Origin of the sequence: Microbacterium sp. 1.5R, from assembly GCF_001889265.1 — a bacterium.
Classification (GTDB): domain Bacteria; phylum Actinomycetota; class Actinomycetes; order Actinomycetales; family Microbacteriaceae; genus Microbacterium.
This window is the reverse complement of record NZ_CP018151.1, coordinates 2,674,251-2,687,204: the sequence shown is the minus strand read 5'-3', so window position 1 is coordinate 2,687,204 and position 12,954 is coordinate 2,674,251. Positions and strand designations below refer to the sequence as shown.

Here is a 12,954-nt window from a genome sequence, read left to right as displayed (position 1 = left end):
CAGATTGTACAGCCGGGCGAATGCGCCGACGCCGGATGCGGTCGTACGCTCACGGACATGGCTCTCCTCGACACCGCAGCTGTTGCAGTCCCGCTCGGCGGACCCGACCTCCCCCAGGAGCGTCGTCTCGTCACCGACCTTCCCGGCCCCCGCTCGGCCGAGATCCTCGCCCGCAAGGCCGATGCCGTCGCCGCCGGCGTCGGGCACACGGTTCCCGTCGCGGCCGTCGCCGCCGGCGGGGGAGTGGTCGTGGATGCCGACGGCAACTCGCTGATCGACCTCGGCTCCGGCATTGCCGTGACGACCGTCGGCAACGCGCACCCCAAGATCGCCGCAGCCGTGGCCGCGCAGGCCGCGCAGTTCACACACACCTGCTTCATGATCTCGCCGTACGAGTCGTACATCGGCGTCGCCGAAGCGCTCAACCGCCTCACTCCCGGCGACTTCGCCAAGAAGAGCGCCCTGTTCAACTCCGGCGCCGAGGCCGTCGAGAACGCGATCAAGATCGCCCGCAAGCACACCGGTCGCCAGGCCGTCGTCGCCTTCGACCACGGCTACCACGGCCGCACCAACCTCACCATGGCGCTGACCGCGAAGTCGATGCCGTACAAGAGCGGCTTCGGCCCGTTCGCCCCCGAGGTGTACCGTGCGCCGATGTCGTACCCGTTCCGCGACGGTCTCGACGGCGCAGAGGCCGCCGCCCGCGTGATCCTGCAGCTCGAGAAGCAGATCGGCGCCGACAACCTCGCCGCCGTCATCATCGAGCCGATCCAGGGAGAGGGCGGCTTCATCGTCCCGGCGGAGGGCTTCCTCCCGGCGATCGCCTCGTGGTCCCGCGCGAACGGCGTCGTGTTCATCGCCGACGAGGTGCAGACCGGCTTCGCCCGCACCGGCCACATGTTCGCGAGCGAGATCTTCGGCATCGAGCCCGACCTCATCACGACCGCCAAGGGCATCGCGGGCGGTCTGCCCCTCGCCGCCGTCACGGGGCGCTCCGAGATCATGGACGCCTCGCACGCAGGCGGCCTCGGCGGCACCTACGGCGGAAACCCGATCGCCTGCGCTGCGGCGCTCGCCGCGATCGATGTGTTCGAGAACGACGGCGTGATCGAGCGCGCTCGCGAGATCGGCGAGATCCTCACGGCACGCCTCGGAGCCATGCAGGAGAAGGACACCCGCATCGGAGACATCCGCGGCCACGGCGCCATGATCGCCGCCGAGTTCGTCGACCCCGAGACCAACGCGCCCGACGCCGCCCTCACCTCCGCGGTCGCCAAGGCCTGCGTCGCGCAGGGCGTCATCGTCCTGACGTGCGGCACCTACGGCAACGTCATCCGGTTCCTCCCGCCGCTCTCGATCGGCGACGACCTCCTGAACGAGGGCCTCGACGTCGTCGCGGCCGCGCTCGCCGCCACCGCGGGCTGACAGACCAGCAGCCGCGGTTCGTCCGCGACTGCCACCACACGTCCGGCCGCGACGAGGATCGGGGGATTTCGAGTCGCGGCCGGCACAACCTTTCCAATGAAGGAGAAGCAGATGGCTGAGATCACTCGCGACGTGCTGATCGTCGGAGCCGGAGCCGCAGGGCTCACGGCGGCGAACGACCTGCGCAAGGCCGGCCTGTCGGTCGCCGTACTCGAGGCGCGTGACCGCGTCGGCGGACGACTGTGGACCGACGTCATCGACGGCGCCATGCTCGAGATCGGCGGCCAGTGGGTCTCGCCCGACCAGGACGCCCTGAAGGACACCATCGAGGAGCTGGGGCTCGAGACCTACAGCCGCTACCGCGAGGGCGACAGCGTCTACGTCGGTCCGGACGGGCAGACGCATCGCTTCACCGGCGAGATGTTCCCGGTGTCCGCTGAGACCGAGGCCGTCATCGCCGAGATCACCGAGCGCCTCGACGCCATGGTCGCCGAGATCGACCCCGACCGTCCGTGGGAGCACCCGCTCGCGAAGGAATGGGACTCGATCACCTGGGACGCCTGGCTGCGTGTGCAGACCGACGATGACGAGGCCGTGCGCAATCTCGCCTTCGCCACCGGCTCCGCGATGCTCACCAAGCCGACGCACTCGTTCTCGCTGCTGCAGTCGCTGCTCATGGCGGCATCCGCCGGGTCGTACTCCAACCTCGTCGACGCCGACTTCATCCTCGACAAGCGGGTGGTGGGCGGTCTGCAGAAGGTGCCGCTGCTGCTCGCCGAGCGCCTGGGCGACGACGTCATCCTCAACCAGCCGGTGCGCTCGCTCGAGTGGGGCGTCGACGGTGTGACCGCCACGACCGACGACACCACCGTGCGCGCCCGCTTCGCGATCCTCGCGCATGCCCCGGTGCTCTACAGCCGTATCGCCTTCGTCCCGCCGCTTCCCCGCCGCCAGCACCAGATGCACCAGCACATCTCGATGGGCTTCGTCATCAAGGTGCACGCCGTCTACGACCGCCCGTTCTGGCGCGAGCAGGGCCTCAGCGGCACCGCGTTCAGCCCGTACGAGCTCGCGCACGAGGCGTACGACAACACGAACCACGGCGACGAGCGCGGCACCCTGGTCGGCTTCGTCAGCGACCAGAACGCCGACGACCTGTTCACGCTGTCGGCCGAGGAGCGCAAGGAGCGCATCCTCGAGTCCCTCTCGCACTACTACGGCGACGAGGCGAAGAACCCGGTCGTCTACTACGAGAGCGACTGGGGCACGGAGGAGTGGACCCGCGGAGCGTACGCGGCGAGCTTCGACATGGGCGGACTCCACCGCTACGGCGCCGACCTCCGCTCGGCCGTCGGCCCCATCCACTTCGCGTGCAGCGACATGGCGGGCGCCGGATATCAGCACGTCGACGGCGCGATCCGCATGGGGCACCTCGTCGCCTCGAACATCGTCGAAGCGACGCGCGCCGCCGGCGACACCGCCGAGGTCGGCTGATGACCGGCGCGGTCGTCGTCGGGTACACCGCGACGGATGCGGGAGCGGATGCCGCAGCGCTCGGCGCGCGGCTCGCCCGCAGCCTCGGCGCGGTGCTGCACCTCGTGATCGTGCTGCCGTCGGAGGGCACCCGCAGCGCGGCCGTTCCCCCCGAGCGGGCGTATGAGGACCACATCCGCCGCCAGGCGAAGGAATGGCTCGAGGATGCGGTCGTCCGACTGCCGCAGGAGCTCACCCGCACGGGCCACGTGCGGTTCGGCGAGTCCTTCGCCGAAGGGCTGATCGCCGCCGGCGAGGAGTTCGGCGCCAGGCTGATCGTCATCGGCACGGCCGGCGGCAGCATCTTCGGCCGCCACCGCCTCGGCAGCGTCGCGTCGGAGCTGCTGCACTCATCGACCATCCCCGTCGCGCTCGCCCCCGCGGGCACCGCGGACCAGGACGATCACGTGCTTCCTCGCGTGACGGCCGCGGTCGGCAACCGCGCGGGTGCCGACAACCTCCTCGACGAGGCCGCCGCGATCGCCACCGAGTCCCGTGTCGGCCTGCGCCTCGTCTCGCTCGTGCCGTTCGACGTGCCGCCCGGTCTCGACACCGGCGCGATCCGCGTGGTCGGCGACGCGCACGCGAACGACGTGCTCGAGGTCGCCAAGAGCCTGCTGCCCGACGAGCTGAAGGCCGAGGTCGAAGAGGCCCCCGGCGACACCGTCGAAGATGCCGTCGCGAACCTCTCGTGGCTCCCCGGCGAGGTCGTCCTCGTCGGCTCCAGTCGCCTGGCGCAACCGCGCCGCCTGTTCCTGGGCTCGACCGCAGCGAAGATGCTGCACGAACTGCCCGTTCCCATGATCGTCGTCCCGCGCACCCGCGCCGAAGCAGGAGTCCGCTGATGAGCAGCACGAACCGGGCGACGGAGCCCGCATCCGGTGTGACGACCGGCATCTCGCAGAAAGGGCTGAGTGCGGGTGCCGTCGGAGTGCTCGGAGCCGTCGTCATCGGCGTCTCGACCATCGCGCCGGCCTACACGCTCACCGCATCGCTCGGCCCGACGGTCGCCGTCGTCGGCACCCAGGTGCCCGCGATCATGCTCGTCGGCTTCATCCCGATGCTCCTGACCGCCTTCGGCTACCGCGAGCTCAACCGCATGATGCCGGACTCCGGCACCTCGTTCACGTGGGGAGTGCGGGCGTTCGGGCCGTGGATCGGCTGGATGACGGGCTGGGGCCTGATCGCCGCCACCGTCATCGTGCTGTCGAACCTCGCCGGCATCGCGGTCGAGTTCCTCTTCCTGCTGATCGCCCAGCTCAGCGGAAACCCCGAGATCGCCGACCTGGCGTTCAACCCGATCATCAACGTCGTCGTGTGCCTGCTCTTCATGCTCGGCGCGACGCTCGTGTCGTACCGCGACATGCAGACGACGCAGAAGTTCCAGTACATCCTCGTCGGCTTCCAGGTGCTCGTGCTCGTGGTCTTCGCCACCGTCGCGATCGTCAAGGCCGTCTCCGGAGACGCTCCCGAGCCGACCCCCTTCTCGTGGTCGTGGTTCAACCCGTTCGAGGTTCCGTCCTTCAGCGCCTTCGCCGCAGGGCTCTCGCTGTCGATCTTCATCTTCTGGGGCTGGGACGTCGTCCTCACCATGAACGAGGAGACGAAGGACCCGGCCAAGACGCCGGGGCGCGCCGCGATGGTCACGGTCGTCGTCGTCGTCGCCCTCTACCTGCTGCTGGCCATCGGCCTCATCATGTTCGCCGGCGTCGGCACGGGCGACTACGGGCTCGCGAACGAGGACATCTCGGCGAACGTGTTCTTCGCGCTCTCGGATCCGATCCTCGGACCGCTGGCGTTCCTGGTCTCGCTCGCGGTGCTGTCGAGTTCGGCGGCCTCGCTGCAGTCGACCGCAGTCGGACCCGCTCGCACGCTGCTGGCGATGGGGCACTACGGCGCCCTGCCCAAGAAGTTCGCACGGGTCAGCCCGCGGTTCTTCACGCCGGGCTACTCGACGATCGTGTCGGCCGTCGTCGCATCCGTCTTCTACGCCGTGATGCGCCTCGTCAGCGAGAACGTCCTCACCGACACCATCCTGTCGCTCGGCATGATGATCTGCTTCTACTACGGCCTCACCGCGTTCGCGTGCGTCTGGTACTTCCGCAAGCAGTGGTTCGACTCCGCCAGGAGCTTCTTCTTCACGTTCCTGTTCCCGCTCGTCGGCGGTGCGATCCTCGCCGTCCTGTTCGTCACGACGCTCATCGACTCGATGGACCCCGCGTACGGCAGCGGATCGAACATCGGGGGCCTCGGACTCGTGTTCGTCCTCGGCGTCGGCATCATCGTGATCGGCATCGTCATCATGATCTGGCAGTCCATCAAGCGCCCGGCGTTCTTCCGCGGCGAGACCCTCAGCATGGATGCTCCCGCGAGCAACCGCCGGCGCTGACGGAATCCCGCGGCACCGGCATCCCATCCTCCCCACAGAAAGAGATTCCATGAGCACTCAGACTGAGCAGGCGCTGCTCGACAGCATCCCCACCGGCCTCTTCATCGGGGGAGAGTGGATCGACGGCGAGACCGGGGGCACGTTCGACGTGAAGGACCCCGCGACCGGTGCGGTCATCCGCACGATCGCCGACGCGACACCGGGTGACGGCATCCGCGCGCTGGATGCGGCAGTCGCCGCGCAGGACGCATGGGCCGCGACCGCACCTCGCACCCGCAGCGACATCCTGCGCCGGGCATTCGACCTCGTGCAGGAGCACAAGGAGGATCTCGCGCTGCTGATGACCCTCGAGATGGGCAAGCCGCTCGCCGAGGCGCGCGGCGAGGTCGGCTACGGCGGCGAGTTCCTCCGCTGGTTCAGCGAGGAGGCCGTGCGCATCAGCGGTCGCTACGGCATCAACCCGGAGGGCACCGGCCACATGGTCGTCTCGCAGCGGCCCGTCGGCCCCTCGTTCTTCGTGACGCCGTGGAACTTCCCGTTCGCGATGGCCACTCGCAAGATCGCGCCGGCGCTCGCCGCCGGCTGCACCGTGGTGATCAAGCCCCCGGCACTCACGCCGCTGACGACGATGTTCTTCACGTCGCTGCTCGAGAAGGCCGGCCTCCCCGCCGGTGTCGTGAACGTGGTGCAGACATCCAAGTCGTCGGCGCTCTCGGCCCCGATCATCGCCGACCCGCGCCTGCGCAAGCTGTCGTTCACCGGTTCGACGGAGGTGGGCCGCAAGCTCATCGCCCAGGCCGCTGAGGGCGTGCTGCGCGTGTCGATGGAGCTCGGCGGCAACGCGCCGTTCGTCGTCTTCGACGACGCCGACCTCGACAAGGCCGTCGACGGCGCACTGGCCGCGAAGTTCCGCAACATCGGCCAGGCGTGCACCGCTGCCAACCGCTTCATCGTGCACAAGGACGTCGCCGAGGAATTCGGCCGCAAGGTCACCGAGCGCGTCAACGCGATGAAGATCGGCCGCGGCACCGAAGAGGGCGTGGCCATCGGCCCGCTGATCGACGAGGATGCCGTCGCGAAGGCCGGCGAGCTCGTCGACGACGCCGTCGAGCGCGGCGCGACCCTGCTCGCGGGTGGCAAGGCCGTCGAGGGCACGGGCACCTTCTACGAGCCGACCGTGCTCACCGACGTGGTGGCGGGCTCGGCGATCCTCCGCGAGGAGATCTTCGGCCCGGTGCTGGCGATCGCGACCTTCGAGGACGAGGACGAGGCCGTCCGTCTCGCCAACGACACCGAGTACGGGCTGGTCTCGTACGTGTTCACCGAGAACCTGCAGCGCGGGCAGCGGATGATCGACAGGCTCGAGACCGGCATGATGGGTCTCAACGTGGGCGTGGTGTCGAACGCCGCCGCCCCCTTCGGCGGCGTCAAGCAGTCCGGCGTCGGCCGCGAGGGCGGTCTCGAGGGCATCCACGAGTACCTGTCCACCAAGTACACGCTGATCCCGGTCTCCTGACCGGTCGGCCAGAGGAGGAGAGAACATGACCGATTACGCCGTCATCAACCCCGCCACCGGAGAGACGCTGGCGTCCTTCGACACGTTCACGGATGCGCAGATCGAGGCGGCTGTCGCGGCCGCCGACGAGGCGCACCGCGAATGGTCCCGGTCCTCGACCGTGGCTGAGCGCGCAGCGCTCCTCCGTCGCGCCGCCGAGCTGCACCGCGAGCGCCGCGAGGAGCTCGCCGACGTCTTCGTGCGCGAGATGGGCAAGCCCCGCGAGGCCGCCCTCGGAGAGGTCGACTTCGCCGCCGACATCGCCGAGTACTACGCCGACCAGGCCGAGGCCATCATGGCCGACCAGCCGATCGCGATCCTCGGCGAGGGCTCGGCGATCGTGCGCCGGTCGTCGCTCGGACCGCTCGTCGGCATCATGCCGTGGAACTTCCCGGCCTATCAGATCGTCCGCTTCGCTGCGCCGAATCTGATCGTCGGCAACACGATCCTGCTGAAGCCTGCTCCGCAGTGCCCGGAGTCGTCGACCGCGATCGAGGCGATCTACCACGACGCCGGATTCCCGACGGGCGCGTACCAGAACGTCCTCGCGACCAACGAGCAGATCGCCGACATGATCGCCGACCCGCGCGTGCAGGGCGTCTCGCTCACCGGCTCGGAGCGCGCAGGCGCAGCGGTCGCCGAGATCGCCGGACGCAACCTCAAGAAGGTCGCGCTCGAGCTCGGCGGGTCCGACCCGTTCATCGTGCTCTCGACCGACGACCTCGACGCCACCGTGCAGGCGGGCGTCGACGCGCGTCTCGACAACAACGGCCAGGCGTGCAACGGCGCGAAGCGTTTCATCATCGTCGACGACCTGTACGACTCGTTCGTCGAGAAGTTCACGGCCGCGATGGCATCGGTGCAGGCGACCGACCCGACGCTCGACGACACCGTGCTCGGCCCGGTCTCGTCGGAGACGGCGGCGGAGAACCTGCAGAAGCAGATCGACCAGGCCGTCGAGCAGGGAGCGACGCTGCTGACCGGCGGCACCCGCGACGGGGCGTTCTTCGCCCCGACCGTGCTCGCCGACGTGACGCCCGACATGAACGTCTACCGCGAGGAGCTCTTCGGCCCCGCGGCGGTCGTCTACCGGGTCGCCGATGAGGATGCCGCTGTCGCCCTCGCGAACGACACGACCTTCGGGCTCGGCTCGTACGTCTTCACGACCGATGCCGAGCAGGCCGAGCGTGTCGCCGACAACATCGAGGCGGGCATGGTCTACGTCAACCTGGTGCTGGCCGACAGCCCCGAGCTGCCGTTCGGCGGCATCAAGCGCAGCGGCACGTCGCGTGAGCTGGGTCACCTCGCCGCCGACGAGTTCGTCAACAAGAAGCTGATCCGCATCGGCTGAGCGACTCTCCCTGATGGGGGCGGATGCCACGGCATCCGCCCCCATCATCGTCTCCGCAGTGCGGCATCCGGAGAGCGGATGTTCGACGGATGCCGGATCCCTCCGCGGCACCCGGGCGTAGGTTGGAAGCATGGCAACCGTCGCAGCGAACATCGTCAGGACCCTCCGCGCCAACGGGATCGACCGTGTCTACGGCCTCCCGGGCGACTCCCTCAACGGGTTCACCGACGCCCTCCGGAAGGACGGCGGCATCCGCTGGGTGCACGTGCGGCATGAGGAGTCCGCGGCATTCGCGGCGGCGGCCGATGCGTCGCTCACGGGTGAGCTCGCGGTGGTCGCCGGTTCGTGCGGTCCGGGCAACCTGCACCTGATCAACGGACTCTTCGACGCGAACCGCTCGCGGGTGCCGGTGCTGGCGATCGCCGCGCACATCCCCACCACCGAGATCGGCACCGGGTACTTCCAGGAGACCCACCCGCAGGAGCTCTTCCGCGAGTGCAGCGTCTACGTCGAGTACGTCGCCGACCCCAAGCAGATGCCGCGCCTGCTGGAGATCGCGATGCGCGCCGCCATCGAGCAGCGCGGGGTCGCGGTGCTCGTGATCCCGGGCGACGTCGCGCTCTCGGAGATCGCCGACGACCGAGCCGTGGTCATCGAACGCTCCCACCCCGTGATCGTGCCGAGCGGAGACGAGCTCGCGCGCGCCGCGACGCTGCTCAACGCCTCGAAGAAGACAACGATCCTCGCAGGCGCGGGTGTCGAGGGGGCTCACGACGAGGTCATCGCACTCGCCGACCGACTCGGTGCGCCGATCGTGCACGCGCTCCGGGGCAAGGAGTTCATCGAGTACGACAACCCGTTCGACGTCGGCATGACGGGGCTGCTCGGCTTCGCCTCCGGCTACCGGGCGATGGAAGCCGCCGACACGCTGCTGGTGCTGGGCAGCGACTTCCCCTACGAGCAGTTCTATCCCGAGCACGCCACGACGATCCAGGTCGACATCCGCGGCTCGCAGCTCGGCAGACGGCATCCGCTCGATCTGGGCCTGGTCGGCGACGTCGGCGCGACCGTCACGGCGCTGCTGCCGCGACTCGCCGAGACGAAAGACCGCGGTCACCTCGACGACTCCACCGCGCACTATCGCAAGACCAGGGCCAAGCTCGACGACCTCGCGACGCCGACCAAGGCGGGCCGCCCCATCCATCCGCAGTACCTCGCCCGGCTGCTCGATGAGCAGGCCGCGGATGACGCGATCTTCACCGCCGACGTCGGCTCGCCCACCGTGTGGGCCGCCCGCTATCTGTCGATGACCGAGAACCGACGCCTGATCGGCTCGTTCACACACGGGTCGATGGCGAATGCGCTGCTGCACGGCATCGGCGCGCAGGTCTCGCATCCGGATCGTCAGGTCGTCGCGCTCGCCGGCGACGGAGGGCTCGCGATGATGCTGGGCGAACTGCTCACGCTCACGCAGAACAAGCTGCCCGTGAAGACCGTCGTCGTGAACAACTCGTCGCTGAACTTCGTCGAGCTCGAGATGAAGGCCGCGGGCTTCGTCAACTACGGCACCGCGCTCGACAACCCGAGCTTCGCGGCCATCGCCGAGGCCATGGGGATCTTCGCCCGTCGGGTCGAGAACAGCGAGGACCTGCCGGATGCCGTCCGCGAGGTGCTCGCGCATGACGGCCCTGCGCTGCTCGACGTCGTGACCGAGCGCCAGGAGCTGTCGATGCCCCCGGCGATCGAGGCCGAGCAGGTCAAGGGCTTCGCTCTGTACGCGATCCGCACGGTGATGTCGGGCAAGGGAGACGAGCTGCTCGACCTCGCGCGGGCCAACTGGCGTCAGTTCCTCTGAGTCAGCAGGTCCTCTGAGTCAGCTGTCGAGGAGTGCCCGCACCTCGGTCGCCTCGCCGTGGCGTCCGAGCGCCTCGAGCACGTTGCCGAGTTCGAGCGCCGAGACCTGCTGCAGCGGCGGGTAGCCGTCGGAGTGCTCGAGGGCACTGCGGTAGATCGGCACGGAGTCCGCGGCCCGGTCGTCGCCGACCAGCAGACGGGCGGCGAACAGCTCGGAGCCGCCGGCCGAGCCCGCATCCCCGATCGCCGCGAATCCGTCGGCCGCGGTGAGCGCAGCGGCGACGGCCTCGTCGGTGCGGCCGAACTGGGCGAGCGCCCGGCCCCGCGAGTCGGTGACGTCGGCGAGCAGCCACGCCGCCTCGTGCTCCTGAGCGAGCGCGGCGACCTCGTCGAAGAGGGCGAAGGCGCGGTCGTCCTGCGTGGCCGCATAAGCCTGTCCGAGGTTGTGCAGCACGTCAGCGAGGGCGCCGACCGCCTCGGGGGCCCGGCGCACGATCTCGGATGCCGATTCGAGTGTCGCGATCGCCTCCGCGTGCTCGTCGAACCGGGCGAGGATCTTGGCGCGCTCGGTCAGCGCCATCGCCTGGTCCGCATGCTCCTCCGCCTCGGCGAAGAGCTCGCCCGCATACCCGAATGCACCGACAGCCTGTCCGAACTCGCCGGCCGATCCGAGGGCGCGCGCGAGAAGAGACGCCGTCATCGCTCGGGAGGCGGCGGGCACCTCGGCCTGCTCTTCGCGCTCGAGCACCTGTCCGAACAGCTCGGCCGCCACCTCGGCGTCCCCGGCCGCGAGCATCGCGCGCGCGAGCCGGAACTCCGCGCCCGCCTGGTCGCCGCCCTCCTGCGCGACGAGCCGCGAGGTGACCCGGTAGCGGGTGACGGCCTTCTCCGGGTCGCCCGCGTCCTCCCAGAGCGCCCCCGCGAGCAGGTGCGCGGCGGCCAGGGCCGTGGTCGCACCGAGCCCGGCGAGAAGACGGGTCGCCTCGTCGGCATCCGCAGCGCCCTCCGCGAACGACTCGCTTCCGCCGCGCACCTTCGCGCGCGTCTGCAGCGCCTGCGCGCGATGACCGATGCTGAGATCGTCCTGGGCCAAGAAGCGATCGAGCAGAGCGGATGCCGCTTCGATGTCGCCCTTCTGCAGCACGGCCGAGATGGCGACGAGCGTCGTCGTGTTCGAGAGGCGCGCGTCCTCGGCCTCGGCGAAGGCGCGAGCCGCGATCTCTGCCATGTCGAGGGCGGCGCCGGGTTCATCCGCGTGCAGGTGCAGCGACGCGCGGCTGATCGCCAGGTCTCCGCGCGACCATGCGGGCAGAGCGTCCGTGTTCGCGAGCTCGTCCTCGAGCGCCGCCGCAGCCTCGGGGGTGTTCAGGCCGAAGGTCGCGAGACCGAGGCGCAGTTCGAGATCGGCCTGTGCGTCGAGGCCTGCGGCGCGCAGGGCATCGATCCGCGCGGGCAGCAGGTCGGCAGCCTCTTCTGCTCGGTCGAGGGCGATCAGGATGCCGAGGCGCATCGACAGGAGCTCGGCGAGCTTCGAGGGGTCCTCGATGCTCAGCGCGTGCGGCAGGGCCCGCAACGTCTCGTGCTCCGCGCCGAACTGGGCGAGGTTCATGACCCGTTCGAACCATGCGTCGGGATCGTCGGGTGTCGCCGCGTCCGGAGCCGTGACGAAGGCATCCGAACGGATGGGCACGTCGTAGTGCTCGTCGGCGAGAGCGCGCAGGCGGGTGAGGCTGCGGGCGTGGCCCTCGGTGCCGTCCCGCAGATCGAAGTCCGAGCCGATGCGCTCGGCGGCAGCCCACGCGGTGGCGGCGAGTTCGGCGGCGCCCCAGGCTCCGTCGTGCTCGCCGAAGAACTCCTCGAGCGCGGGGGAGTCGGCACCGCGCACCGTGGCATCGCCGTGACCCGCCGCGGTCACACGATCGAGGGCGAAGGCGAACGCCGCCAGCGCGGCGAAGTGGGCATCGACGTTGAGTCCGTCGTGAGCGAGCCAGCCGATGTGACGCTCGACCTGCGCGAGCGCGCGTGCCTCGTTGCCGGTGAGGGCGGCGAACACGATGTTGTGGGCGACGATCCGCAGGTTGTCCGGGTTGTCCTTCGCGAGCCGGTAGCTGCGCAGGTGCGCGCTCCTCGCCTCGTCGAAGCGCCCGGCACGAAGGTAGGGCACGAGCACGCGCGACAGTGCGTGCTCGGGCTCTTCGCCGCACGAGAAGCCGCCTTCGAGCATCTCCTCGACGAGTCGGATGGCCTCGGCATCTCGATCGGTCTCGGCGAAGAAGCCGGCGAACTGGCTGCGTCCGCAGGCGTCGCAGTGGCTGTGGTCGTCTCGGGGTGTGGCCTCGAGCTGCGCGCGCAGAGCCTCGGCGTCGTCGAGTCGACCGGCGTCCCAGGCGTCTTCGAATCGGGCCGTGAGCACTCCGCTCATGCCGAGCCCTGCCTTGCGATAGTGCGTCTCCATGTCGTCGAGGACCGCGGTGATCTGCTCGGTCGAGAACGCGGGCGACGAACGCAGAGAAGACGCCATCCATTTGAACTGCCACATCAGATCGGCGCCGCCGTAGTCGAGGTCGGCGGGGAAGCGCTGCGGGTCGGAGTCGTGTCGGGCGAGGCACCACGCGAACGAGTTCAGCATCACATCGGTCGCGCCGTTCATGTTCGCGGAGGCGGTCTGCCTCATCCGCGCCTCGTACTCGAGCCGCTCGTCGCCGAGCTCGACGGCGAGCGAGACGGCATCCGCCACCAGCGCCTGCTCCGCCGGACCCCAGGGCGTGCGGTCGATCTCCTCGATGAGCTGAGAGAAGCGCTTCTTCGGACTGGTCATGGGGGATCCTTCGAACGGAGCGAGCGGTC

At 69.7% G+C, this 12,954-nt stretch carries 8 protein-coding genes; 7 read left to right on the top strand and 1 reads right to left on the bottom strand.

What is annotated here, in order from left to right:
* Nucleotides 1-57: 57 nt before the first annotated feature.
* From gabT to poxB, 7 genes are all read left to right on the top strand, one after another.
* On the top strand, nucleotides 58-1,425 hold the full coding sequence (gene gabT / locus BMW26_RS12895; RefSeq protein WP_053097454.1) for a 4-aminobutyrate--2-oxoglutarate transaminase: 1,368 nt from the start codon (nucleotides 58-60) through the stop codon (nucleotides 1,423-1,425).
* A gap of 111 nt (nucleotides 1,426-1,536) precedes the next feature.
* On the top strand, nucleotides 1,537-2,919 hold the full coding sequence (locus BMW26_RS12890) for a flavin monoamine oxidase family protein (protein ID WP_053097453.1): 1,383 nt from the start codon (nucleotides 1,537-1,539) through the stop codon (nucleotides 2,917-2,919).
* Nucleotides 2,919-3,803, top strand: a complete 885-nt coding sequence (locus tag BMW26_RS12885) for a universal stress protein (RefSeq protein ID WP_053097452.1) — start codon at nucleotides 2,919-2,921, stop codon at nucleotides 3,801-3,803. Before BMW26_RS12890 ends, BMW26_RS12885 begins: the two co-directional genes overlap by 1 nt.
* Nucleotides 3,803-5,347, top strand: coding sequence for an APC family permease (locus BMW26_RS12880; RefSeq protein WP_056279777.1), 1,545 nt, complete (start codon nucleotides 3,803-3,805; stop codon nucleotides 5,345-5,347). Before BMW26_RS12885 ends, BMW26_RS12880 begins: the two co-directional genes overlap by 1 nt.
* A gap of 49 nt (nucleotides 5,348-5,396) precedes the next feature.
* Complete coding sequence (locus tag BMW26_RS12875) at nucleotides 5,397-6,863, top strand: NAD-dependent succinate-semialdehyde dehydrogenase (protein ID WP_053097450.1); 1,467 nt, start codon at nucleotides 5,397-5,399, stop codon at nucleotides 6,861-6,863.
* A gap of 25 nt (nucleotides 6,864-6,888) precedes the next feature.
* On the top strand, nucleotides 6,889-8,253 hold the full coding sequence (locus BMW26_RS12870; protein WP_056279780.1) for an NAD-dependent succinate-semialdehyde dehydrogenase: 1,365 nt from the start codon (nucleotides 6,889-6,891) through the stop codon (nucleotides 8,251-8,253).
* Between the two features lie 130 nt (nucleotides 8,254-8,383).
* Complete coding sequence (poxB, locus tag BMW26_RS12865) at nucleotides 8,384-10,108, top strand: ubiquinone-dependent pyruvate dehydrogenase (protein WP_072591660.1); 1,725 nt, start codon at nucleotides 8,384-8,386, stop codon at nucleotides 10,106-10,108.
* An 18-nt stretch (nucleotides 10,109-10,126) separates the two neighbouring features.
* Here the strand turns inward: poxB and BMW26_RS12860 are convergent, their stop codons facing one another.
* Nucleotides 10,127-12,925 carry a hypothetical protein gene (locus BMW26_RS12860; protein WP_072591659.1) on the bottom strand — a complete coding sequence of 933 codons (2,799 nt, stop codon included), beginning with the start codon at nucleotides 12,923-12,925 and terminating at the stop codon, nucleotides 10,127-10,129.
* Nucleotides 12,926-12,954: the final 29 nt, after the last annotated feature.